The sequence below is a fragment of the Streptomyces sp. NPDC005820 genome (assembly GCF_040630255.1).
In the GTDB taxonomy this organism is placed as follows: domain Bacteria; phylum Actinomycetota; class Actinomycetes; order Streptomycetales; family Streptomycetaceae; genus Streptomyces.
This window is the reverse complement of the sequence record NZ_JBEXXE010000019.1, coordinates 21,860-44,711: the sequence shown is the minus strand read 5'-3', so window position 1 is coordinate 44,711 and position 22,852 is coordinate 21,860. Positions and strand designations below refer to the sequence as shown.

Below are 22,852 nucleotides of genomic sequence, written 5' to 3'. Positions count from 1 at the left end.
TCACAGCTCCTTCGCGGGCACGCGGAGCACGCGGGCCCGGCATTTGCCGTACTCGGTGGGGTACTTCTCCTTGATCAGGTCCATGTCGAGGACCTCGACCGTCGTCCGGCACTCGGCGGCGATGATCGGGTAGTCGTTCTCGAACCGCTTCGCCGAGAACGTCCCGTTGGGGACGTACGACCAGGCCTTCTTGCCGTCGGCCTCCGCGATGCCGGACTCGCCGCAGACGAGACGCATCTCGTTCTCGACCTCGGTGAGCTGGTGGTCGAGCGCCTTGATCTGCTCGCCCAGGGTCGTCCGCCGCTTCCGCAGCTTCCGCGCCTTGTCCAGGGACACCTCGGCGACGTCTTTGGCCTTGACGTCCCACAGGCGGCCGAGGAGTTCCTTCGTCGCCTCCAGCCCGTCGGCAGGCGGGGGGAAGCCCTCGACCACGTGCCGCTGGAACCAGCGCCCGCAGGTGTCGACGAGGGTCTCGATCAGCTCTTCGTCGCGCTCGATGCGGTGGTACTTCAGCCGGTTGCCGCCGACGAGGGCCGTGACCCACGCGTACTTCCAGCCGCCGACCGCCATGTACCAGTGCGCTTGCAGGGCGGGCCCGTCGGGGACGCCGTCCTCCCAGTCGTCGAGCTGGTAGGCGGAACGGTTCTTCAGCTCGATCGGGGCGACGCCCAGGCCGCCGTCGTCGAGGGCGTACCGGTCGACGTTCGCCCTCATCCAGTCGTGCTCGACGTGCACGAGGGTGCCGGACGGCTTACCGATCTCGATGCCCGTGCGCTTACCGAACAGGTACGCGATGAAGTCCTCGATGTCGCGGCCGATGTCGGCCGCCTCGGTGTCGCCGTCGAAGACGTCGCGGCCGTGCTTGGCCTCGAACACGTGGCGCGGCCCGCGGTACTTGTCGAGGCCGAGGATCGCGGCGACGTCGGACCCGCCGATGCCGTTGCGCCGAGCCTCGTGCCACTGTTCCTCTGTGGTGTCGGCCGGAAGCAGCAACCGAGCGGTCGGAGCCTCCGGGACCAGGGCGATACTGTGTGGCAACGTTCCTTCTCCTACGTGGGATCGTTCGGGGGATTGAGGCCGTCGAGCCGTGCAGGGCTCGGCGGTCTCGTCGTATGCGGGGGTCTTCACGACGCCTTCCGCTCCGTGGCCGTGGGCGGCTCGTCGTCGAGCTGCGCCACGCCCTTCGCCGGTTGCAGATCTGCGACCGAGCAGCCGATGACGCGCGCCATTGCGCGCAGTCGCTCGGGGTTCGCGTTGCGGCGGCCGGCCTCGATGTCACACATCAGCTGGAAGCTGAATCCGCACTGCTCAGCCAGGGCTTTCTGTGTCAGTCCGGCGTTCTCGCGTGCGTGCGTCACCGCCTCCGGCGAATGGTGAAAGGGCGCGCCCTTGCGGCGTCGCATGCGGGTGTTGTTCATACGCACAGTCTATGCGTAGTGACGCGTAGTGCGAACATTTCGCGCGCAGTTCGCGCAGTATGTGACGTCAGTCACACAACTGCGCACCGTATTTCGCCGGTTCTTGCCGTCGTGTAGCGCAGTACTGCGTAGTTATGCGAACCTTCGCTGTATGGACGCGCAGACACCACAGCCACCCACAGAGGCTGTGCTCATCAAGGAGGCTCTTCGCCGAGCCCGCCTCTCAGGGCGCGAAGCGGCGCGAAGGGCAGGGCTAAGCGAGACCCGATGGCGGCAAATCGTCAACGGCTATCAGGACGTTGGAGGCGTGCGGATCGCAGTAACTGCACCCGACGAGACACTCGTCCGCATGGCGCAAGTCGTCAGCCTCACCTCGGACCAGCTCCGCCAGGCCGGCCGCAGCGCCGCCGCCGAACTCCTCGATGAACTCGCAGCGCCGCCGACGCCCGCGAGCACGCCGGGAACGCCCGGGAGCGACGCCCAGGTCGAGGCGATCACCGCACTGCTGGCCACACTCAGCCCCGAGGCGCGAGACCAGGTGCTCAGCCGATTCGGACGCCAGGCAGCTGGCGAGTCCACCCCGACGGACACATCCGGGGACACCTGGCACCGCCAGGCGGGATAACTATGAGTAACCGTAACCGCACATCACGTTACGGTTACAAACATGAGGCGCGCATAGAAACCGATTGCACAGCAAGACGATCATGGCCCCTTACGGAAACACATTCGTTTCGATAAGGGGGCGCACGTGGCTGAGGTGGTACTGGCTGGCGTGCTTGGCGCGGCAGTCCTGGCGATCGTTCTGCTTCACAAGAACAGTCAGAGACAGGCGGATCGTCTAGCAAAGGTCGAAGCCGAGCTCGCCGCCGAGAAGATCGCCCGCATCACGCAGCAACCGCTGCCACTCGCTCTGCCGGTCGACGACGGGCCCGAGCCGGTACGCCGGAAGCGGCACCTGGCTCTCTACATGGGCGGCGCCGTGGCCGCCTTCCTCGCTTCCCTCGGCTCCCGCCTCCGCGACCTCGTACGCGGACGCCGAGCGGTGGCCGCCACCGTCGCCGCGAGTTCCGTCCTCGTCGCCACCAGCGCCTTCGCCTACTACAAGAACACCGGCAGTGACGAGACGCCAGACTCCGGCGGGCAGGCCCCGGTGGCAACCGCCCCCGACCTCGGCGACAGCGACACCCAGACCCCGGAGCCAGGCGCGACCGGCGAAGACAACAAGGACGAGAACGGCACGACGCAAAGGGAGAGCACCACAAGCTTCGGCGCCGGAACCGCGCCCCTCGGCCAGTCCGGCACCACCGGCGACGAGCACCCTGGAGCAAGTCAGCGGGACGACGGTGACCAGGAAGCACACAGCGATCAGGAGCGCCCAGGACGCGGCGCCTCGGACGCGCCGGCCACCCCGGCCCCGGCCGCGACTCAACAGCCCGCGCAGAGCCCGGCTCCGCCGCCGACGGCCGATCCGGAACCGAGCCAGCCGCCGGCCACCGAACCGCCCGCCGACGACGACAAGCCCGGCGACGACGGCCTCTGTATCGGAGTCCCGCCGCTCCTCGAACTCTGCCTTCCCGGCAAGGCGCCGTAGCGGCAGGAACGTTCATCCCGCGACTGCCCAAGAGGCGACACAAGGGGGCCCGTTGGGGCCTCGTTCAACGTGTTCGGCCGTCGGAGTGGAGTGATTTCACTTCGGCCGAGCATCGGCCGAGCTAATGATCTTGAGGAACGCAAAGAGGCCCCCGCCGAAGCGGGGGCCTTGTCGTTTGCGCTGGTCAAACGGTTCTGCACGCGTAGGTGGTGGTGGGGCGGGTGGGACTCGAACCCACGGCCGACGGATTATGAGTCCGCTGCTCTAACCGGCTGAGCTACCGCCCCATAGCGGCGTGTCGCGTACATGTGTACGCGCCGTGTGCCGCAGCATAGCCGCTCATACGATCTCACGCTTCGGCTGGTCGACCTTGCTCGACCCGGGAGACCGCGCTGCGACCTGCACGGTTCCCGACGGCGTGGCACCGGCGGCAACCGACATGAAAAAGGACCCCCAAGGGGTCCTCGTTCACGATGCTCCCCCGACTGGACTCGAACCAGTAACCTGCCGGTTAACAGCCGGCTGCTCTGCCAATTGAGCTACGGAGGACCGAGCTCCCCCGACTGGACTCGAACCAGTAACCTGCCGGTTAACAGCCGGCTGCTCTGCCAATTGAGCTACGGAGGAATGCCTCGTTGCATCGAACGTACCTACCTGGGTATTCGCCAGGGGGCGGGCGCTCGCTGCGACACATACATTAGCGCAAGCAGGGGGGTGCTCCGCCAATCGGTTCCCCCGGCACCGACGCCACACCAGGAACCTACGCAAGGAGAGGGTGGCCGCCATGCGCTACAAGCTGACGTTCCTCGTCGGGCTCGCGGTCGGTTACGTGCTGGGCACGCGCGCCGGACGTGAGCGCTACGAGCAGCTGAAGAAGTCCGCGCGGCAGGTCGCGCAGAACCCCGCCGTCCGCAACACCGCCGAGACGGCCGCCCAGCAGGGCCGCCAGTACGCGGGCAAGGCGTACCACGCGGTCAGCACCAAGGTCGGCGACCGTATGCCCGAGTCGGTCTCGAGCAGGGTCCGCTCCCTGCGTGAACGCAGCTCCCACAACGGCGCCGAGGACGACTGGGGCACCAGCAACACGTAACGGCACCATTGCGGTATCGATCACACCGACTCCCTCAAGGGGCGCGGGGAACTGCGCGACCAGCCACGACGGCGCCGCACGCGACGGACCACCGGCACCCTTACGGTGCCCAACGGCCAAACCCAGCGGAGCGGTGCGGCAGAATTTTCAGTATGGGGATAGTCGCCGGGCTGGACAGTTCGCCCGATTTCACTCGTATCGTCGTCTGCGACGCGGACACCGGAGCCGTGCTCAGGCAGGGGTATGCGCCGCATCCGGTGGAGAATCCGGACAGCGGGGGCCGGCCCAGTGACGTCGATCCCCAGGCCTGGCTGCTCTCCCTCGGGGAGGCGGCCGGCGGGGGGCTGCTCGAGGGCGTGCAGGCCATCGGGGTGTCCTCGCAGCAGAACGCGCTGGTCCCGCTGGACGCGCAGGGCAACACCGTGCGGCCCGCGATGGTCGGCGGCGACAAGCGCGCGCAGGTCGCGGCGGCCGATCTGATCGACGCGCTCGGGGGGCGCGAGGCCTGGGCGCAGGCCGTGGGATGCGTACCGCAGGCCGCCCAGCCGGTGACCAAGCTGCGGTGGCTCGCCAAGACCGAGCCCGAGGCCGCGCTGCGCACCGCCGTGCTGATGCAGGCCCACGACTGGCTGGTGTGGCAGCTGCTGGGCCGGCCTGTGAGAAGGACCACGGACCGGGGCGGGGCGTCCGGGACCGGCTACTGGTCCGCCGCGATGGGCGGATACCGGCCGGATCTGGTCGAGCTGGCGCTCGGTCACCAGGTCATGCTGCCCGAGGTGATCGGCCCCTCCGACGCGGCCGGTACGACACCGGAGGGGCTGCTGATCTCCGCCGGCACCGGCGAGACCATGGCGGCGGCGCTGGGGCTCGGGCTGGGCATGGGGGATGTGGTGGTGTCCCTGGGCGCCTCCGGGTCGGTCATGGCCGTCCATCCCGAGCCGCTGGTCGACCAGTCCGGGATGATCACCTCCCTCGCGGACGCGACGGGCATGCATCTGCCCGTGGTGACCACCCTGAACGCCGTACGGACCCTGCGCGGCGCCGCCGAACTGCTCGGCGCGGCCGATCTGGAGGGGCTGTCCGATCTGGCGATGAAGTCGACGCCGGGCTCGCACGGGCTGGTGATGCTGCCCTATCTGGAGGGCGAGCGGACGCCGAACCTGCCGCACACCGCCGGGACGCTGGCCGGGCTGCGCCGGGAGTCCATGAAGCCCGAGCACTTCGCGCGGGCCGCGTTCGAGGGCATGCTGTGCGGGCTCGCGGACGCGCTCGACGTGCTGCGCGGGCGGGGCGTGGGCGTGCAGCGGATCTTCCTGCTGGGCGCGGCGGCCGAGTTGCCGGCCGTGCAGGCGGCGGCGCCGGCGCTCTTCGGCGCGCAGGTCGTCGTACCGCAGCCGGCCGACTACGCGGCGATCGGCGCGGCCCGGCAGGCGGCCTGGGCGCTCGGGGCGAAGCAGGGCACCCTCGATCCGCGGACCCCGCCGGTGTGGCAGGGCGCGGCGGCGGTCGTCCTGGATCCGGGTGAGGATCTGGCGGTGGGGCAGGCGGTGCGGCAGCAGTACGTGTCGGTGCGGGAGCAGACCCATCCCGGGGCGTTCCGGGCATAGGGCCGGGACCGGGTCCACCGGTCCTCGTACGCGGAAGGCCGTATATCACGCAGCTCTCGGCTTAATCGGTTGAGGTAACGCGGGTGGAGTGTCCGACGATAGGGGCCAGGGGCAACCAATGCCCCTACCGCCGACTCCGAGAGACGTAGCGTGCTCATACGACTTCTGCGGACCTACCTCAGGCCCTACAAGAAACCCATCGCCCTGCTGGTGCTGCTGCAGTTCCTGCAGACCTGCGCCACCCTGTACCTGCCCACCCTGAACGCGCACATCATCGACAACGGTGTCGTCGAGGGGGACACCGGTTACATCCTGTCCTACGGCGGCGTGATGATCGGCATCTCGCTGGCGCAGGTCGTCTGCAACATCGGTGCCGTCTACTACGGCGCCCGGACCGCCTCCGCACTCGGCCGGGACGTGCGGGCGGCCGTCTTCGACCAGGTGCAGTCCTTCTCCTCCCGGGAGCTCGGCCAGTTCGGCGCCCCCTCGCTGATCACCCGGACCACCAACGACGTCCAGCAGATCCAGATGCTGGCCCTGATGGCGTTCACGCTGATGGCGTCGGCGCCGATCATGTGTGTGGGCGGCATCGTCATGGCGCTCGGCCTGGACGTCCCGCTGTCCGGGGTGCTGGTCGCCGTCGTCCCGGTGCTGGGCATCTGTGTGACGCTGATCGTGCGCCGGCTGCGGCCGCTGTTCCGGTCGATGCAGGTGCGCCTCGACACCGTGAACCGGGTGCTGCGCGAGCAGATCACCGGCAACCGGGTGATCCGCGCCTTCGTCCGCGACGAGTACGAGCAGCAGCGGTTCCGCAAGGCCAACACCGACCTCACGGACATCTCGCTGAAGACCGGCAACATGCTGGCGCTGATGTTCCCGGTGGTCATGACCACGGTGAACCTGTCCTCGATCGCGGTGGTCTGGTTCGGCGCCCACCGGATCGACGGCGGGCAGATGCAGATCGGTGATCTGACCGCGTTCCTCGCCTACCTCATGCAGATCGTCATGTCCGTGATGATGGCCACCTTCATGTTCATGATGGTGCCGCGTGCGGAGGTGTGCGCCGAGCGCATCCAGGAGGTGCTCGAGACCTCGTCGTCCGTGGTGCCGCCGGTGGCGCCCGTCACCGAGCTGCGCCGGCACGGGCATCTGGAGATCCGGGCGGCCGGCTTCCGCTACCCGGGTGCCGAGGAGCCCGTCCTCAAGGCGATCGACCTGGTGGCGCGGCCCGGCGAGGTCACCGCCGTCATCGGCTCCACCGGCAGCGGCAAGTCCACGCTGCTCGGGCTGGTCCCCCGGCTGTTCGACGCGACCGACGGGGAGGTGCTGGTGGACGGGGTGCCGGTGGCCGACGTCGACCCGGTCCTGCTCGCCCGGACCGTCGGGTTCGTCCCGCAGAAGCCGTACCTCTTCGCCGGGACCGTCGCGAGCAATCTGCGCTACGGCAACCCGGACGCCACGGACGAGGAGCTGTGGCACGCGCTGGAGGTGGCCCAGGCCAAGGACTTCGTGAGCAAGCTGGAGAACGGGCTGGACTCCCCCATCGCCCAGGGCGGCACCAACGTCTCCGGCGGCCAGCGGCAGCGGCTCGCGATCGCCCGGACGCTCGTGCAGCGGCCGGAGATCTATCTCTTCGACGACTCCTTCTCCGCGCTCGACTACGCCACCGACGCGGCCCTGCGCGCGGCGCTCGGCCGGGAGACGGCCGAGGCGACGGTGGTGATCGTCGCCCAGCGGGTGGCGACCATCCGGGACGCCGACCGGATCATCGTCCTCGACGAGGGCCGGGTCGTCGGCGCCGGCACCCACCGCGAGCTGATGACGGACAACGAGACCTACCGGGAGATCGTGCTCTCCCAGCTGACGGAAGCGGAGGCTGCCTGATGGCCGGGCCCATGGGACGCATGATGGCCGGCACCGGTCCCGACAACCGCTCGCTGGACTTCAAGGTGTCCGGCAGGCGGCTGCTCGCCCAGTTCAAGCCGGAGCGGCTGACGCTCTACGTGATGCTCTTCTGCGTGGTGCTCAGCGTCGGTCTGAACGTGGTCGGCCCGAAGATCCTCGGCAAGGCCACCGACCTGGTGTTCGCGGGCATCATCGGCCGGCGGATGCCGGACGGCGCGAGCAAGGAGCAGGTGCTCGACTCGATGCGCGAGCGCGGCGAGGGTCAGGTCGCCGACATGCTCAGGAGCACCGACTTCACCCCTGGCCAGGGCATCGACTTCGACCAGGTCGGTCAGGTCCTGCTGTTCGCGGTCGGGGTGTTCCTCGTCGCCGGTCTGCTGATGGCGGTGGCGACGCGGATGGTCAACCGGGCCGTCAACCGCACGATGTTCCGAATGCGCGAGGACGTGCAGACGAAACTGTCGCGGCTGCCGCTGTCGTACTTCGACAAGCGCCAGCGCGGCGAGGTGCTCTCCCGCGCCACGAACGACATCGACAACATCGGGCAGACGCTCCAGCAGTCGATGGGCCAGCTCATCAACTCGCTGCTGACGATCATCGGTGTGCTGGCGATGATGTTCTGGGTCTCCTGGCTGCTCGCCCTGGTCGCGCTGGTGACCGTGCCGCTGTCGGCGGTCGTCGCCGCGAAGGTGGGCAAGCGTTCGCAGCCGCACTTCGTGCAGCAGTGGCGCACCACCGGCAAGCTGAACGCGCACATCGAGGAGATGTACACCGGCCACACGCTGGTGAAGGTGTTCGGCCGCCAGGAGGAGTCCGCGCAGCAGTTCGCCGAACAGAACGACGCGCTGTACGAGGCCGGGTTCAAGGCGCAGTTCAACAGCGGGATCATGCAGCCGCTGATGTTCTTCGTGTCGAACATCAACTATGTGCTGGTGGCGGTGGTCGGCGGTCTGCGCGTCGCGTCGGGCGCCCTGTCCATCGGTGACGTCCAGGCCTTCATCCAGTACTCCCGCCAGTTCTCGATGCCGCTGACGCAGGTCGCGTCGATGGCGAACCTGGTGCAGTCCGGTGTCGCCTCCGCCGAGCGGATCTTCGAACTCCTCGACGCGGAGGAGCAGCAGGCCGACCCGGCGGCCGGCGCCAAGCCGGAGGAGCTGCGCGGGCGGGTCGCGCTGGAGCACGTCTCGTTCCGCTACGACCCCGAGAAGCCGCTCATCGAGGACCTCTCGCTGACGGTGGAACCGGGCCACACGGTCGCGATCGTCGGCCCGACCGGCGCCGGCAAGACGACCCTGGTCAACCTCCTCATGCGGTTCTACGACGTCTCCGGCGGCCGCATCACCCTCGACGGCGTGGACATCGCCCGGATGTCCCGGGACGAGCTGCGCGCCGGGATCGGCATGGTGCTCCAGGACACCTGGCTGTTCGGCGGCACGATCGCGGAGAACATCGCGTACGGCGCCTCGCGCGAGGTCACCCGGGGCGAGATCGAGGAGGCGGCGCGGGCGGCCCACGCGGACCGGTTCGTACGGACCCTGCCCGAGGGGTACGACACCGTGATCGACGACGAGGGCAGCGGGGTCAGCGCCGGTGAGAAGCAGCTGATCACCATCGCGCGGGCGTTCCTGTCCGACCCGACGATCCTGGTGCTGGACGAGGCGACCTCCTCGGTCGACACCCGTACCGAGGTGCTGATCCAGAAGGCGATGGCGAAGCTGGCGCACGGGCGGACGTCGTTCGTCATCGCGCACCGGCTGTCCACGATCCGTGACGCGGACACCATCCTGGTGATGGAGAACGGCGCGATCGTGGAACAGGGCGCGCACGCCGAGCTGCTGGAGGCGGGCGGGGCGTACGCCCGCCTGTACAAGGCGCAGTTCGCGGAGGCGGTGGCGGAGGTGGACTAGGCCCCAGGACAGGGCCAGGTGCCCACCTCCGGGTGGGCACCCCTCAGTCCAGATAGCCCCGAAGCTGGTCCGCGAACGCATGGTCCCGCAGCTTGTTCAGCGTCTTCGACTCGATCTGACGGATCCGCTCGCGCGTCACCCCGAAGATCCGGCCGATCTCCTCCAGCGTGCGGGGCCGCCCGTCGGCGAGGCCGTACCGGAGTTGCACGACCTTGCGCTCACGCTCGCCGAGCGTGGAGAGCACCGCCTCCAGGTGCTCGCGCAGGAGGAGGAAGGCGGCCGACTCGACGGGGCTGGTCGCGTCGCCGTCCTCGATGAGGTCGCCGAGGGCCACATCGTCCTCCTCGCCCACCGGGGCGTGCAGGGAGACCGGTTCCTGGGCCAGGCGCAGGACCTCGCCGACCCGCTCGGGGGCGAGGTCGAGCTGGCCGGCCACCTCGTCGGCGGTCGGCTCGTAGCCGCGTTCCTGGAGCATCCGGCGCTGCACGCGCACCACCCGGTTGATCAGCTCGACGACATGGACCGGGACGCGGATGGTGCGGGCCTGGTCGGCGAGGGCGCGGGACATGGCCTGGCGGATCCACCAGGTGGCGTACGTGGAGAACTTGTAGCCGCGGGCGTAGTCGAACTTCTCCACCGCGCGGATCAGCCCGAGGTTGCCCTCCTGGACGAGGTCGAGCATGGTCAGGCCGCGTCCGACGTAGCGCTTGGCGACGGAGACGACGAGCCGCAGGTTGGCCTCGATGAGGCGGCGCTTGGCCATGCGGCCCATGACGACCAGCCGGTCGAGGTCGAGGGCGAGGTCGCTGTCCAGGTCGGGCGTGCTGCTCAGCTTCTCCTCGGCGAACAGGCCGGCCTCCACCCGGCGGGCGAGTTCGACCTCCTCGGCGGCGGTGAGCAGCGGGATGCGCCCGATCTCCCGCAGGTACTGGCGGAACAGGTCGGAGGATGGCCCGCTGGTGTCGGCGGCCGCCCGGGCGGGGGGCGCCTCGACGGGCTCGGGGGCCTCTGCGGCCTCTGCGGCCTCTTCCAGGGCTTCCGGGGGCGGTTCCGTCTCCGGGTGGTGCGCGGCACGGTTCTGCGGCGGGACCGCGACCAGGGCGTCGTTCTCGGCGTCCGGTTCCGTGTCGTCGGTAGTGCTGGCGTTCTGCGTCAGGGTCTGGGTCTGCACGGGGGCGACCTCCAGGATGATCGCTGCTGAGGTGAGCGGCAGCGGTGCTGCGGGGGCCGCTCCGAGGACTCAGGCACCGGACCCAGTGTGGAGTACGACACATCCTCGCCACGAGGGGCGTGCGGTGACTTTTTGAGTCCGACCCGTAACCAGCTGTTCAGAGAGCCGCGGCGCCGTGTGCCTGGAGCGCCTGGTCGTACTGCTGAAGGACCCACAGTTCGTTCTGCACGGCGGCCAGTTGGGCCGGGTCGCCGCCTGCGCCGAGGCGGGTCAGCTGGGACTGGACGTCACGGACGCGGCGCTCCACGGCGCGGCGGCGCACCTGGACGAGGACCGTGCCGGCGTAGACCTCGTCGACCGTGCGGCGCATGATCGGCTCGACGGCGAGTTCGGTGACCATGGCGCGAACGGTGTCGTCGGGGGCGGCCTCACGGACGCGGATCAGATACTCCTGGGCGTCCTGGAGTCCCCACTCGGCGCCGCCCGCGTCCATGACGGCCTGGCGTACCGCGGCGTAGGGGGCGGCGGTGAACTCGTCGACGCCGTACGCGTCGAAGGCCGGGGAGACCAGCTCGGGGCGCTGGAGGGCGAGTTTGAGCAGCTCGCGCTCGGTGGCGTAGACGGGGTTGCGCAGGGTGAGGGCGGGGCCGGCGGTGGCGGGGCGGGGGGCGGCCTCGTAGGGCTGCTGGGGGCCGCCGCGGCCGGCCGGCGCCGGGCCCTTGCCGCCGCGGTCGCGGGCCCAACGGGCCAGCTGGGCGACGCGCTTGACGACGAACTGGGTGTCGAGGATGCCGAGCAGGCCGGCGAGCTGGACGGCGACCTCGTGCTGGGCGCCGCTGTTCTTGATGCGGGCGACGATGGGCGCGGCCTCGTCGAGGGCGGCGGCGCGGCCGCCGGGGGTGTCGAGGTCGTACCGTACGACGATCTGGCGCAGCGCGAACTCGAAGAGCGGGGTGCGCGGTTCGACGAGGTCGGCGACCGCCTCGTCGCCCTTGATCAGCCTGAGGTCGCAGGGGTCCATGCCGTCGGGGGCGATGGCGATGTAGGTCTCGGCGGCGAACTTCTGGTCGTCCTCGAAGGCGCGCAGGGCCGCCTTCTGGCCGGCGGCGTCGCCGTCGAAGGTGAAGATCACTCGGGCGCTGCCGTTGTCCATCAGCAGCCGGCGGAGGATCTTGATGTGCTCGCCGCCGAACGCCGTGCCGCAGGTGGCGATGGCGGTGGTGACGCCGGCGAGGTGGCAGGCCATGACGTCGGTGTAGCCCTCGACGACGACCGCGCGGCTGGCCTTGGCGATGTCCTTCTTCGCGAGGTCGATGCCGTACAGCACCTGGGACTTCTTGTAGATCGCCGTCTCGGGCGTGTTGAGGTACTTGGGGCCGTTGTCCGCCTCGTAGAGCTTTCTCGCGCCGAAGCCGACGACCTCGCCGCCGATGTCGCGGATGGGCCACATCAGCCGGCCCCGGAAGCGGTCGATCGGGCCCCGGCGGCCCTCCTGCGCCAACCCGCTGAGCAGCAGTTCCTTGTCGGTGAAGCCCTTGCCGCGCAGGAAGCGGGTGAGGTGGTCCCAGCCCTGGGGGCTGTAGCCGACGGAGAAGTGCTGGGCGGCGGCCTGGTCGAAGCCGCGCTCGGCGAGGAACTGGCGGCCGGTGTCGGCCTCCGGGCTGGTGGCCAGCTGTTCCGTGTACCAGTCGGCGGCGATCTTGTGGGCCTCGACCAGGCGGATGCGTTCGCCGCGCTGGTGGGAGGGGTTGTAGCCGCCCTCCTCGTAGCGCAGGGTGATGCCGGCCTGGGCGGCGAGCCGCTCGACGGCCTCGGAGAAGGTGAGGTGGTCGACCTTCATCACGAAGGTGAGGGTGTCGCCGCCCTCCTGGCAGCCGAAGCAGTGGAAGAGCCCCTTGCTCGGGCTGACCTGGAAGGACGGGGACTTCTCGTCGTGGAACGGGCACAGCCCCTTGAGGTTGCCGCCGCCCGCGTTGCGCAGCTGGAGATACTCGGACACGACGGCGTCGATCGGGACCGCGTCCCGTACCGCCTTCACGTCCTCGTCGTTGATCCGTCCTGCCACGCGTGAATTCTACGGGGGCGCGCCGACAGCTCCGGCGAGCCGTCGCGCCCCTCAGGGGCGCGGGGCCGTGACATATGCGGCTCGGCCACGGGGCGCGACAAGCCACGTAGGCCATACGTGCCAGACCACAGAACCCGGCAGACGCTAGGCGCGAAGGCTCTCCAACGGCACACGGGGATCGGCCAGCGCCTCGGTGTCCACGACGGCGCCGGAAGCGATCAGCTTCTGGATCGGCTCTGTGACGTCCCACACGTTCACGTTCATCCCGGCGAGGACCCGGCCCTCCTTCACCCAGAACGCGATGAACTCCCGCTTCCCGGCGTCACCGCGGATCACGACCTCGTCGTACGACCCCGGCGGCGCCCAGCCGCTGTACTCCATGCCCAGGTCGTACTGGTCGGTGAAGAAGTAGGGCACGCGGTCGTAGGTGACGTCCTTGTCGAGCATCGAGCGGGCCGCCGCCGGGCCGCCGTGCAGGGCGTTGGCCCAGTGCTCGACCCGCAGCCGGGTGTCGAACAGGCCGTGCGGGAAGGAGGCGACGTCCCCGGCGGCGTACACGTCCGGGTCGGAGCTGCGCAGCCGGGCGTCCACGGCGACGCCGCCGCCGTGGGCGCGGTCGGCCAGCGTGAGCCCGGCCGCCTCCGCGAGCGCGGTCCGCGGGGCCGCGCCGATCGCGGCGAGGACGTCGTGCGCGGGGTGCTCCTCGCCGTCGTCGGTGCGCACGGCGAGGACCATGCCGTCCTGGCCGACGATCTCGGTCAGCCGGGCGCCGAAGCGGAAGCGGACGCCGTGCTCGCGGTGCAGCTCGGCGAAGACATTGCCCAGCTCGGGGCCGAGGACGTTGTGCAGGGGGGTCGCGGCCGGCTCGATGACGGTGACCTCGGCGCCGTACTCCCGGGCCGCCGCCGCCACCTCCAGGCCGATCCAGCCGGCGCCCGCGATCACGAGGTGGCCGTTGTCGCGGCCGAGGGCGGTCAGGACGCCCTTGAGGCGTTCGGCGTGCGCGAGCCGGCGCAGATGGTGGACGCCCGCGAGGTCGGTGCCGGGGATGTCGAGGCGGCGCGGTTCGGCGCCGGTGGCCAGCAGCAGCTTGTCGTAGTGGACGAGGGTGCCGTCGTCGCCGAAGCGGACCGTCTTCGCCGTGCGGTCGATCGCGTCGACGGTCTGGCCGAGGTGCAGCTCGATGTCGTTCTGCGCGTACCAGGCGGGCTCGTGCACGAAGACGCTCTCGCGGCTCTCCTTGCCGAGCAGGAAGCCCTTGGACAGCGGCGGCCGCTCATAGGGGTGGTCGCGTTCGTCGCAGATCAGTATCACGCGGCCGGTGAAGCCCTCCGCCCGCAGCGTCTCTGCCGCCTTCGCGCCGGCCAGGCCTCCTCCGACGATGACGAATGTCTGATCCGCGTCGACCACGTGATGCCTCCTCGTAAGAGAACCGCCACATGCGAGCGTCCCGCACGGAGCGTGATGGGGGAAGGGGACGTGGCCCGATCAGGCCACGCTGGGTCACGTTCGGGTCCGTTTGGGTGCACTTGCGCGTGCTCCTGCCCCAAGGGTCACGGGTGCCCGGTCAGACGGGAGTGAAGAGAGCGGGCGGAGGCGTCGGTGAGGGAGGCGATCTGGTCGACGATCACGCGTTTGCGGGCGCGGTCGTCGGCGGCCTCGGCGAACAGGGCGCGGAACTGCGGGTCGAGGCCCTCGGGCGCGCGGGCGGTGAGGGCCTCGGCGAGCTCGGTGATCACGACGCGCTGGTCGGCGCGGAGCCGCTCCTGTTCGGCGCGCTGCATGACGTACCGGTCGGCGACGGCCTTGAGGACCGCGCACTCCAGACGCGTCTCGTGCGGTACGACGAGTGCGGCGCCGTAGCGGTTGAGGGGCCCGGAGCCGTATCTCTCGCGGGTGGCGCCCTCGGCGGCGAGGCAGAAGCGGCCGATGAGCTGGCTGGTGGCGTCCTTGAGGCGGGCCTGGGCGACCGCCGAGCCGTCGTAGCCGTGCGGCCACCACTCCTGGTCCTGGAGGCGGTCGAGGGCGGCGGCGAGTTCGGCCGGGTCGGTGTCCGCGGGGACGTACCGGCCGACGGCGACCCGGAAGACCTCGGCGCGCTCCGGCTCGGCGCGCAGCCGGCCGGGGTCGATGTGGCCGGCGTGCAGGCCGTCCTCCACGTCGTGCACCGAGTAGGCCACGTCGTCGGACCAGTCCATGATCTGCGCCTCGAAGCAGGTGCGGGTGCCGGGGGCCTCCTTGCGGGCCCATTCGAAGACGGGCCGGTCGTCCTCGTACACGCCGAACTTGGGGGAGGCCGGGTCGGTGGGGTGGGCGCCCCTCGGCCAGGGGTACTTGGTGGCGGCGTCGAGGGTGGCGCGGGTGAGGTTGAGGCCGACGGAGCCCTCGGCGGTGAAGCGTTTGGGTTCGATCCGGGTGAGCAGGCGCAGCGACTGGGCGTTGCCCTCGAAGCCGCCGCAGTCCTGGGCGAAGTCGTTGAGCGCCTGTTCGCCGTTGTGGCCGAACGGGGGGTGGCCGAGGTCGTGCGCGAGGCAGGCCGCCTCGACCAGGTCGGGATCGCAGCCGAGGGCGGCGCCCAGCTCACGGCCGACCTGGGCGCACTCCAGGGAGTGGGTGAGGCGGGTGCGGGGCGTGGCGTCCCATTCCTGGCTGCGTTCGCCCGGGGTGACGACCTGGGTCTTTCCGGCGAGCCTCCTCAGCGCCGAGGAGTGCAGAATTCTTGCGCGGTCGCGCTGGAAGGCGGTACGGCCGGGGCGCTTGTCCGGCTCGGGGGCCCAGCGTTCGGCTGACGGCAGGTCATAGGGCATGTTTCGACATTGACGTGCTCCACGGCCTAAAGTCCAGGGAATCCGGCCTGGGTCGCTTGACCCGTCCGGGGCTTCCTGCTTCAACGCGCTGAGCGGGCACCTGCGCCCGTCTTACCGGCGCTCCACAGGCGTTTGGCGTCTCCGCCCGTCCGGCGGCGACGATACGGCGTCCTTCGAAAAGAACGTTGCGGGCTGCGTTGTGGTCGCGGTCGTGCACGGTGCGTGGGAGGACGGGAAAGCACGGTCCACCTTGGCGAAAGTACGCCCGTGCCTGACCGCCTTGTACTCGAGCATCCGTACGAACGCGGACCAGCCGGACACCGCGAGGTCTTCCTTTGGCCCGGTTCTGCGACCCCTTGGTCTTGCGGGACAGCTCCCGCTGGAGGCGCTTGAGTTTCTTCTCGGCCCGGCGCAGGAAGCGCGGGTTGTTGATCTTGCTGCCGTCGGACAGGACGGCGAAGGCGGTCAGGCCGAGGTCGATACCCGCTTCGGTCTCCACCTCGGTCAGGACGTCCGGTTCAGTCTCGACGACGAAGCCGAGGAAGCACCGGCCGGAGCTGTCCTTGGTGACGGTCAGGGACGTGGGTGCGGCCGGAAGCCGACGGGACCACTTGACCTTGAGGTTGCCGATCTTGGCCACGGACACCGTGCCGTCGCCCGAGAGGGAGAAGGCGTTGGCGTTGAGGCGGATCGACTGCCGGGCGTCTTTCTTGGAACCCGGGACAGCTCGGCCGACGTCACGTACCGCAGCCCCGCCGCGTGCGCTTCCTTCCGGTCGCGCAGGCAGTCGTTCCACACCACGCGGGCGCAGCCGAACGCCTTCGCCGGCGCACAGCGCTGGAAGGCGTCCGGATAGGCCCGGTAGTTGTAGCGGAGCTGCATGAAAAATGGTTTCGGCAATGCCGAGCATTCTTGAGGCGCATTCATCTCCGGCGTAAACGCGGGGACTCTCTGCAAGAGTCCCGGTAAGCGGCGGTGACAATTGGTGGCCTACCGGAGTGCCGGGTTCTGTGCGGCGGCTCGTGTCAGCCGCCGAAGGACCAGGGGCCGAAGCGGCCGCACGCGATGAGGGCGGCGAGCGCGAGGTAGACCGCGTTCAGCAGGACCAGTCCGGACTGGCCGAGGCGGCCGTGGGTGATCATGGCGCCGATCATGAGGGCGACCCAGCAGGTGGCGGTCACCGGCACCATGACCGGGGCGATGCCGAGCACGCCGGGCAGGATCAGGCCGGCCGCGGCCAGGAGTTCGAGGACCCCGAGGGTCCTGACGAAGCCCGTGCTCGATTCCCGCGTCCATTCCCCGCCGTGCTGCGCGGCAAGTCTCGCCTTGGGGACGAAGGTCTTGGTGATGCCGCCTGCCAGGGCGACCGCGGTCAGCAGTCCGGCGGCGATCCACAGAGTGACGTTCATGGTGGGGACTCCCGGTCGGTGTGAAGTGGGTCAGGCGCCGAAGGCGGGTGCGTTCTCGCGGGCCCAGTCGGCGAAGGTGCGGGCGGGCCGGCCCAGCAGGTCCGCCACGGTGGCGGTGGTGGGTCCCGGGCGGCGGGCGTAGTCGGCCAGGGAGCCGAGCAGCCGGTCGGGGACCTCCTCGGGCAGCCCTTGCGCGAGCATGGCCTGGCGTATGCGCTCGGGCGGGAGTTCCTGGAAGGACAGGTCCCGGCCGAGGGCGGCGCCGATGAGGCGCACCTTCTCGGCCTGGTCCAGTGACTGCGGCCCGGTCAGGGTGTGGATCGACCCCGGGGCAAGGGTGCCGCGCAGGGCGCGTACGGCGACCTCCGCGATGTCCGTCTCGTGGACGGGTGAGGTCGCGGCCCGGCCGTACGCGCCGCGCACCACGTCGCCGGACCTGATCTGCGGCGCCCAGGCCAGCGCGTTGGCCGCGAAGTCGGCCAGGCGCAGAACCGTCCAGTCCAGGCCCGAGGCCCTGACGAGGTCCTCGGCGTGGCGGAACTGCGCGGCGAACCGGGCCTCCCCCGCGGGATGCTCCACGGTGGTGGCCGACAGCAGCACGGTCCGCCGTACGCCCTGCGCGACGGCGAGCCGCAGCAGTTCCCCGAGTCCCGGGCCGGTGGCGCGCGGGCTGATCTGCAGGGCCTCCACTCCGTCCAGCGCCGCCTCGATCCAGTGGGGGTGGAACAGGTCGCCGCCGACGGCTCGGACGCCGTCCGGGAGCCGGGCCGCGCCGGGACCGCGCGTGACCGCGGCGACGGCCGCCTTCCCACCCAGCAGGTTCATCACCTGGCGTCCCACGACGCCATTGGCTCCGGTGATCAGGAACATGACATTCACTCCTTCGGTTGTGAGCCCATGAGCGGCGTGGAGTCGACGTATCTGACCTCGTAGACGCGCTCACTGAACATCCAGCCGTCGCCCGTGCGCCGGTAACGGTCGTGGTAGAGGGCGTGGTTCAGATGGGAGCGGCCGTCGCGCATCCGCCCGAACTCCTCGATGTACACGCGTCCGGTCGCCGTGTCGCCGTCGAGCCGGACGACACCGGGGTGGACGTTCTGCACGAAGAACTCCCACAGTCCCTGCCCCCACTCGATCCCCGCACGGATCTCGTCGCGGCCGGTGAACTCCTTCCCGATGTGCGGCCAGCGCACGACCGCGTCGGGTGTGAACAGCGAGGCGAAGCGGTCGAAGTCGCGCATCATCACCGCGTCGGTGACCTCGGCGCGCAGTTCCTCGATCTCGAAGCGGTCGACGACGGCCGGTACAGAGTTCATCGGGGTTCCCTGCTGTGTCCGTGGGTGATGCGTCCAGCATCGACGCAGGTCAGCGGGGGAACAATGGAGAGTTCATGGGGCCATCCATAACATGGGTGTTATGTATGAGCTGCGGGACGTCGAGATCTTCCTGACCCTGGCCGAGGAACTGCACTTCGGCCGCACCGCGGAACGGCTTCATGTGTCCCAGGCCCGCGTCAGCCAGGCCATCCGCCGGCAGGAACGGCACCTCGGCGTGGTCCTGTTCGACCGCACCAGCCGACGGGTGACCCTGACCCCGGTCGGCCGGCGCCTGCGGGAGGACCTCCAACAGGCCCTCGACCTCCTGCACGCGGGACTCGCCCGTGCCCAGGCCGCCGGTCCGGGCGCGGGCCGGACGCTGAGGCTCGGGGTGTTCGGGCACGCCGCATATGAACTACGGCCCCTCGTCGACGCGTTCCGCGCCCGGCACCCCGGCGGAGACATCGAGTTCGGCGAGATCAACGGCGCCGACGCCTTCACCGGTCTGCGCTCCGGGGAGCACGACGCGCAGGTGCTGTGGCTGCCCGTCGCCGAACCGGACCTGACCGTCGGCCCCACCGTGCTCACGACGTCCCGTGTGCTGGCCGTGGCCGCGGACCATCCGCTCGTCGAACGCGGCGCCGCGTCCCTGGAGGACCTCGCCGACAACCACGTCGTCGACTTCGGCCCCGACGTCCCCGAGTACTGGGTCGCCTCCATGGTGCCCACCCGCACCCCGCTGGGCCGGCGTGTCCCCCGCGGTCCCGTCGCGCGGACCTTCCACGAGATCCTCTCGCTGGTCGCCTCCGGACGCTGCGTCCACCCGCTGGGCGCGATCGCCGCGCGCTACAACAAGCCCCCCGGCATCGTCTTCCTGCCCCTGAGCGACGCTCCCACCATGGAGTTCGCGCTCACCTGGCGCACCACCGCCGACAGCCCCGCCCTGCGCGCCCTGGCCGAGACCGCCGCCGACCTCGGGCCCATCGTCCTGTGACAGGGGACGGCGGGCGGGGGACGCGAAGCCTCAGGCGGCGTTGCTGTTGCCGCCCGTCTCCAGCGCCCGGTCGTAGCGGTGGAGCAGGAGGTCGGCCATCGCCGGGTGGGTGCCCAGCGGCGCCGAGGCGATCCAGGGGGCCTTCTCCGCGCACTCCCTCGCGAAGCGGCCGGGGGCCGTGAAGTACGAGGCGACCGCCACCCGGTGCCTGCCCCTCGCCGCCAGGGCGCGCAGTGCCGTGTCGACCGTCGGGGTGGCCGTGGAGGCGTACGCGGGGACCACCGGGACGCCCAGACGTGCCGCCAGGAGGTGGGCCGTGCGGCGGGTGTCCGTCGCCGAGTCGGGGTCGCGGGAGCCCGCCGCCGCCAGGACCACCGCGCTCGTGCGGCGTTCGTCGGAGGTCATGGCCGGGGGCCAGCCCGCCTCCAGCAGCCGGGTGTGCAGGGTGTCGACCAGGAGGGGGTGCGGGCCGAGGGGGGTCGCCACGCGCGTGCGTACCCGGGCCGTCGCCGCCATCTCGGGGATGTCGCGCTTGACGTGGTAGCCGCGGGCGAGGAGGAGGGGGACCAGGACGGCGTCCGTGGTGCCGCGGGCGTCCAGGTCGGCCAGGGTGTCCGTGAGCAGGGGCTCGTTCAGCTCGATGTGGCCGAGGTGCACCGGCAGGCCGGGGCGCCGGTCGCGGACCCGGTCGAGGAGGGTGCGGACGGTGGCGAGGGCGCGCGGGTCCCGGCTGCCGTGGGCGACGACCACCAGCGCGGGCGGGGCCGGGCGCCGGCGGGCGTCGAGCTGGACGAGGCTTGGCTGGCTCATGCACCGATCGTCGCCGGGCGAGGTTGCACCCCCGTTGCCTGACCGTCACGAGTATTTTCCGGGGGTTCACGGCGGGGGTCGGGGCGCTGTGAGGTCCGGGGCCCCTCCGCCGGCGGGCGAACCGGATCACCGTACGCTGCGTCTTCCCGGGCCGAACGGGATTTCGAGCCGGATCCACGCAGGGGGCATCTCATGAACATCCGTCGACCGCGGCTGCCGCGCACCCGTGCCGGGCGGCGCCGGCTGGTGCAGACGGTGATGGCCGGGTGTGTGCTCGCGCTGCTGCCGGTCACCTGGTTGTTCGTGTCCACGGGCGACCGGATCGGTACGACGGCGGGGGCGCCGCGCCGGGAGGTCGCCGTGGTCTTCGGCGCGGGGCTGTGGGACGGGGAGCCGTCGCCGTATCTGGCGCACCGGCTCGACGCGGCGGCGAAGCTGTACCGGGAGGGCCGGATCGAGGTCGTCCTCGTCACCGGCGACAACAGCCGTGAGGACTATGACGAGCCGGACGCCATGCGGGCGTATCTCACCGGGCACGGGGTGCCGGACGCGCGGATCGTCAGCGACTACGCCGGCTTCGACACCTGGGACTCCTGTGTGCGGGCCAAGAAGATCTTCGGCGTGGACCGGGCGGTGCTGATCAGCCAGGGCTTCCACATCCGGCGGGCGGTCGCCCTGTGCGAGGCGGCGGGCGTCGACTCGTACGGCGTCGGTGTCGACGCCAAGCACGACGTGACCTGGTACTACGGGGGCACCCGGGAGATCTTCGCGGCGGGCAAGGCGGCCCTGGACGCGGTGTTCGAGCCGGATCCGCGGTTCCTCGGCCCGAAGGAGAAGGGCGTGGCGCGGGCGCTGGCGGCGGGGAAGTGACCGGGGGCGGGAGAGGAGGCCGCCGCTCCCGCCCCCGGTCGTCAGCGGCCCCGGAACACCGGGGGGCGCTTCTCCAGGAACGCCGTCATGCCCTCCTTCTGGTCCTGTGTCGCGAACAGGGCGTGGAAGGCGCGGCGTTCGTGGCGGACGCCGTCGCGCAGACCGGTCTCCAGGGCCCGGTCCACGCACTCGCGGGCCGCGCGGACCGCGAGACGGCCGTACGAGGCGATCGTCGCCGCCGCCCGAAGGGCCTCGGGCAGGGCCCGCTCGTCCGGGACGACCCGCACCCGGGGGCAGGCCCGCCGGGTCGATGCCGGACAGCACGGTCGGGGTGGCGATCAGCACGGTGGCGGTGCGGGCCGCCGCCGCGATGTCCCTGCCGCGGATGACGAGGGTGGCGCCGTGCGCGAGGCAGCCGAGGATCTCCCAGGCAGCCATGTCGATGGCCACGTTGAGGAGTTGGGCCACCAGGTCGCCGGGGCCGATGCCGAGGGCGCCGGGCTGGGTGAGGAGGATGTTGGCGACGTTGCGGTGGGTGACCTTCACCCCGTTGGGGCGGCCGGTGGTGCCGGAGGTGAACAGGACTTGACATGCTCCTCGCCCTGGAGGGCGAGGATTCTGGCCTTCTCGACGTGATCCTGTGCCGCTACGCGGCACGGTTTCCGGTCGGGATTCCGTGGCTTCCTGTTTCTTCGCGCTGTGCCGGGATCACTCCTGGTCTTACCGGCGCTCCGCAGGCCGATACCGCCAGTCCGGCGGCCGTCTTCACGTTGATCGCGGCATTGTGGTCCCGGTCGTGGACGGCGCCGCAGGCGGCACACGTCCATTCCCGGACATCGAGGGGCTTGGGTCCGCCCTTGACGCCGCAGGCAGAGCAGGTCTGGGAGGTCGGCTCGAACCGGCCGATCTTCACCAGAGTGCGTCCGTACCGCTCCGCCTTGTACTGGAGCATGCCGAGGAACGATGACCATCCCGCGTCGTGCACGGACTTGGCCAGCTTGGTGCGGGCCAGCGCCTTCACCGACAGGTCCTCCACCGCGATCCCTTGGTTCTCGGAGATCAGCCTGGTGGAGAGCTGGTGGTGGAACTCACGGCGTGCGTCAGCGACGTGGGCGTGGGCGCGGGCGACCTTCAGGCGGGCCTTTTCACGGTTCTTGCTTGCCTTCTGCTTGCGGGACATCTCCCGCTGGGCCTTCTTCAGCTTCTTCTCCGCGCGGCGCAGGAACCTGGGGGAGTCGATCTTCTCGCCGGTGGACAGGACGGCGAAGTGGGTCAGGCCGAGATCGATGCCGACGGTGCGGACGGTGTCGGGCATCCGGGCCGCGTCGGCGGCAGGGTCGGTGTCGATGACGAAAGACGCGAAAAACCTGCCCGCGGCGTCCTTGACGACGGTGACGGAGGTGGGGGTGGCGGGCAGGGCACGGGACCACTTCACCTTCACCGCGCCGATCTTCGGCAGGTTCAGGCGCTTCTTGTCGGTGATGGACCAGCGGGCGTTGGCGGTGAACCGGATCGACTGCCGGGTGTCCTTGCGGGACTTGAAACGGGGAGCACCCGTCCTGGGCCCCTTGCGATCGCCCTTGAGGGAGGCGAAGAAGTTGCGGTACGCGGTCTCGGCGTCCCGCAGGGACTGCTGGAGCACCACCGCGGAGACCTCACCCAGCCAGGACCGCGCCGACGTGCGTTTCGCGTCCGTGATCAGACGGGTGGACAGCTGGCCGGCCGTCGGGAACGGCAGCCCCGCCGTGCGGGCGTCCTCGCGGGCACGCACCGCGTCGTTGTAGATGACGCGGGCGCACCCGAACGCCTTCGCCAACGCCCTCTGCTGGCCGGGGTCCGGGTACAAACGGAAGCTGTACCTGAGCTGCATGACCGTCACCCTACATACT

General features: G+C 70.5%; 19 protein-coding genes, 3 tRNA genes and 3 pseudogenes. 8 read left to right on the top strand and 17 right to left on the bottom strand.

What is annotated here, in order from left to right; all coding sequences use genetic code 11:
• Together ABZ464_RS23495 and ABZ464_RS23490 are read right to left on the bottom strand one after the other, a co-directional pair.
• Positions 1–1,038 (bottom strand): lambda-exonuclease family protein, encoded by a 1,038-nt coding sequence (locus ABZ464_RS23495; protein ID WP_359279586.1) that lies wholly within the window; start codon positions 1,036–1,038, stop codon positions 1–3.
• Between the two features lie 86 nt (positions 1,039–1,124).
• Positions 1,125–1,418 (bottom strand): helix-turn-helix transcriptional regulator, encoded by a 294-nt coding sequence (locus tag ABZ464_RS23490; RefSeq protein ID WP_133909581.1) that lies wholly within the window; start codon positions 1,416–1,418, stop codon positions 1,125–1,127.
• 349 nt (positions 1,419–1,767) lie between these two features.
• On the opposite strand from ABZ464_RS23490, the gene ABZ464_RS23485 reads away from it, so the two are divergent.
• Both ABZ464_RS23485 and ABZ464_RS23480 read left to right on the top strand, forming a co-directional pair.
• Positions 1,768–2,043: a hypothetical protein gene (locus tag ABZ464_RS23485; RefSeq protein ID WP_359279585.1), complete on the top strand. Its 276-nt coding sequence runs from the start codon at positions 1,768–1,770 to the stop codon at positions 2,041–2,043.
• 126 nt (positions 2,044–2,169) lie between these two features.
• Entirely contained in the window at positions 2,170–3,012 is an 843-nt protein-coding gene (locus ABZ464_RS23480; protein ID WP_359279584.1) for a hypothetical protein, read from the top strand.
• A 210-nt stretch (positions 3,013–3,222) separates the two neighbouring features.
• Here the strand turns inward: ABZ464_RS23480 and ABZ464_RS23475 are convergent.
• The 3 genes from ABZ464_RS23475 to ABZ464_RS23465 form a co-directional block, all read right to left on the bottom strand.
• Positions 3,223–3,299 (bottom strand) — tRNA-Ile (locus ABZ464_RS23475).
• 189 nt (positions 3,300–3,488) lie between these two features.
• Positions 3,489–3,561, bottom strand: a tRNA-Asn gene (locus tag ABZ464_RS23470).
• 5 nt (positions 3,562–3,566) lie between these two features.
• A tRNA-Asn gene (locus ABZ464_RS23465) sits at positions 3,567–3,639 on the bottom strand.
• A 157-nt stretch (positions 3,640–3,796) separates the two neighbouring features.
• Here ABZ464_RS23465 and ABZ464_RS23460 point away from each other — a divergent pair.
• The 4 genes from ABZ464_RS23460 to ABZ464_RS23445 all read left to right on the top strand — a co-directional run bounded on the left by ABZ464_RS23460 (position 3,797) and on the right by ABZ464_RS23445 (position 9,521).
• A complete protein-coding gene (locus ABZ464_RS23460) occupies positions 3,797–4,102 on the top strand; it encodes a YtxH domain-containing protein (protein ID WP_359279583.1) in 306 nt (101 codons plus the stop codon).
• Positions 4,103–4,254: 152 nt separating this feature from the next.
• Positions 4,255–5,709, top strand: a complete 1,455-nt coding sequence (locus ABZ464_RS23455; RefSeq protein WP_359279582.1) for an FGGY family carbohydrate kinase — start codon at positions 4,255–4,257, stop codon at positions 5,707–5,709.
• A gap of 150 nt (positions 5,710–5,859) precedes the next feature.
• Entirely contained in the window at positions 5,860–7,593 is a 1,734-nt protein-coding gene (locus tag ABZ464_RS23450) for an ABC transporter ATP-binding protein (protein WP_359279581.1), read from the top strand.
• Positions 7,593–9,521, top strand: a complete 1,929-nt coding sequence (locus ABZ464_RS23445; RefSeq protein ID WP_359279580.1) for an ABC transporter ATP-binding protein — start codon at positions 7,593–7,595, stop codon at positions 9,519–9,521. Before ABZ464_RS23450 ends, ABZ464_RS23445 begins: the two co-directional genes overlap by 1 nt.
• Positions 9,522–9,564: 43 nt before the next feature.
• Here the strand turns inward: ABZ464_RS23445 and ABZ464_RS23440 are convergent, their stop codons facing one another.
• From ABZ464_RS23440 to ABZ464_RS23405, 8 genes and pseudogenes are all read right to left on the bottom strand, one after another.
• Positions 9,565–10,734, bottom strand: coding sequence for an RNA polymerase sigma factor (locus tag ABZ464_RS23440; protein ID WP_359279748.1), 1,170 nt, complete (start codon positions 10,732–10,734; stop codon positions 9,565–9,567).
• A gap of 115 nt (positions 10,735–10,849) precedes the next feature.
• Positions 10,850–12,757, bottom strand: a complete 1,908-nt coding sequence (gene dnaG, locus ABZ464_RS23435; RefSeq protein ID WP_359279579.1) for a DNA primase — start codon at positions 12,755–12,757, stop codon at positions 10,850–10,852.
• A gap of 144 nt (positions 12,758–12,901) precedes the next feature.
• A complete protein-coding gene (locus tag ABZ464_RS23430) occupies positions 12,902–14,167 on the bottom strand; it encodes an FAD-dependent oxidoreductase (protein WP_359279578.1) in 1,266 nt (421 codons plus the stop codon).
• 143 nt (positions 14,168–14,310) lie between these two features.
• Positions 14,311–15,564: a deoxyguanosinetriphosphate triphosphohydrolase gene (locus tag ABZ464_RS23425; protein ID WP_359279577.1), complete on the bottom strand. Its 1,254-nt coding sequence runs from the start codon at positions 15,562–15,564 to the stop codon at positions 14,311–14,313.
• 26 nt (positions 15,565–15,590) lie between these two features.
• Positions 15,591–16,446: pseudogene (locus ABZ464_RS23420) on the bottom strand (transposase).
• Positions 16,447–16,589: 143 nt separating this feature from the next.
• Positions 16,590–16,973: a DoxX family protein gene (locus tag ABZ464_RS23415; RefSeq protein ID WP_359279576.1), complete on the bottom strand. Its 384-nt coding sequence runs from the start codon at positions 16,971–16,973 to the stop codon at positions 16,590–16,592.
• A 30-nt stretch (positions 16,974–17,003) separates the two neighbouring features.
• The gene (locus ABZ464_RS23410) at positions 17,004–17,843 is read right to left on the bottom strand and encodes an NAD(P)H-binding protein (protein WP_359279575.1); all 840 of its coding nucleotides are present in this window, start codon (positions 17,841–17,843) and stop codon (positions 17,004–17,006) included.
• A gap of 5 nt (positions 17,844–17,848) precedes the next feature.
• Positions 17,849–18,289 (bottom strand): nuclear transport factor 2 family protein, encoded by a 441-nt coding sequence (locus tag ABZ464_RS23405; RefSeq protein WP_359279574.1) that lies wholly within the window; start codon positions 18,287–18,289, stop codon positions 17,849–17,851.
• A gap of 100 nt (positions 18,290–18,389) precedes the next feature.
• Between ABZ464_RS23405 and ABZ464_RS23400 the strand changes: the two genes are divergently transcribed.
• Positions 18,390–19,283 (top strand): LysR family transcriptional regulator, encoded by an 894-nt coding sequence (locus ABZ464_RS23400; RefSeq protein ID WP_359279573.1) that lies wholly within the window; start codon positions 18,390–18,392, stop codon positions 19,281–19,283.
• 30 nt (positions 19,284–19,313) lie between these two features.
• Here ABZ464_RS23400 and ABZ464_RS23395 read toward each other — a convergent pair whose 3' ends face one another.
• Positions 19,314–20,093 (bottom strand): sirohydrochlorin chelatase, encoded by a 780-nt coding sequence (locus tag ABZ464_RS23395; RefSeq protein WP_359279572.1) that lies wholly within the window; start codon positions 20,091–20,093, stop codon positions 19,314–19,316.
• Positions 20,094–20,285: 192 nt separating this feature from the next.
• Between ABZ464_RS23395 and ABZ464_RS23390 the strand changes: the two genes are divergently transcribed.
• Positions 20,286–20,963: an ElyC/SanA/YdcF family protein gene (locus ABZ464_RS23390; RefSeq protein WP_359279571.1), complete on the top strand. Its 678-nt coding sequence runs from the start codon at positions 20,286–20,288 to the stop codon at positions 20,961–20,963.
• A 41-nt stretch (positions 20,964–21,004) separates the two neighbouring features.
• On the opposite strand, the pseudogene ABZ464_RS23385 reads toward ABZ464_RS23390, so the two are convergent.
• From ABZ464_RS23385 to ABZ464_RS23375, 3 genes and pseudogenes are all read right to left on the bottom strand, one after another.
• Positions 21,005–21,247: pseudogene (locus ABZ464_RS23385) on the bottom strand (enoyl-CoA hydratase-related protein); the annotation flags it as partial.
• 16 nt (positions 21,248–21,263) lie between these two features.
• Positions 21,264–21,554, bottom strand: a pseudogene (locus ABZ464_RS23380) (AMP-binding protein); the annotation flags it as partial.
• Between the two features lie 55 nt (positions 21,555–21,609).
• The gene (locus ABZ464_RS23375; protein WP_359279570.1) at positions 21,610–22,833 is read right to left on the bottom strand and encodes an RNA-guided endonuclease TnpB family protein; all 1,224 of its coding nucleotides are present in this window, start codon (positions 22,831–22,833) and stop codon (positions 21,610–21,612) included.
• Positions 22,834–22,852 lie beyond the last annotated feature (19 nt).

Bases quoted from the DNA above. Each gene is read 5' to 3' on its own strand.
- ABZ464_RS23490 (WP_133909581.1), bottom strand. From the start codon at position 1,418: ATGAACAACACCCGCATGCGACGCCGCAAGGGCGCGCCCTTTCACCAT.
- ABZ464_RS23485 (WP_359279585.1), top strand. From the start codon at position 1,768: ATGGCGCAAGTCGTCAGCCTCACCTCGGACCAGCTCCGCCAGGCCGGC.
- ABZ464_RS23460 (WP_359279583.1), top strand. From the start codon at position 3,797: ATGCGCTACAAGCTGACGTTCCTCGTCGGGCTCGCGGTCGGTTACGTG.
- ABZ464_RS23455 (WP_359279582.1), top strand. From the start codon at position 4,255: ATGGGGATAGTCGCCGGGCTGGACAGTTCGCCCGATTTCACTCGTATC.
- ABZ464_RS23445 (WP_359279580.1), top strand. From the start codon at position 7,593: ATGGCCGGGCCCATGGGACGCATGATGGCCGGCACCGGTCCCGACAAC.
- ABZ464_RS23425 (WP_359279577.1), bottom strand. From the start codon at position 15,564: ATGCCCTATGACCTGCCGTCAGCCGAACGCTGGGCCCCCGAGCCGGAC.
- ABZ464_RS23415 (WP_359279576.1), bottom strand. From the start codon at position 16,973: ATGAACGTCACTCTGTGGATCGCCGCCGGACTGCTGACCGCGGTCGCC.
- ABZ464_RS23410 (WP_359279575.1), bottom strand. From the start codon at position 17,843: ATGTTCCTGATCACCGGAGCCAATGGCGTCGTGGGACGCCAGGTGATG.
- ABZ464_RS23405 (WP_359279574.1), bottom strand. From the start codon at position 18,289: ATGAACTCTGTACCGGCCGTCGTCGACCGCTTCGAGATCGAGGAACTG.
- ABZ464_RS23400 (WP_359279573.1), top strand. From the start codon at position 18,390: ATGTATGAGCTGCGGGACGTCGAGATCTTCCTGACCCTGGCCGAGGAA.
- ABZ464_RS23395 (WP_359279572.1), bottom strand. From the start codon at position 20,093: ATGAGCCAGCCAAGCCTCGTCCAGCTCGACGCCCGCCGGCGCCCGGCC.
- ABZ464_RS23390 (WP_359279571.1), top strand. From the start codon at position 20,286: ATGAACATCCGTCGACCGCGGCTGCCGCGCACCCGTGCCGGGCGGCGC.
- ABZ464_RS23375 (WP_359279570.1), bottom strand. From the start codon at position 22,833: ATGCAGCTCAGGTACAGCTTCCGTTTGTACCCGGACCCCGGCCAGCAG.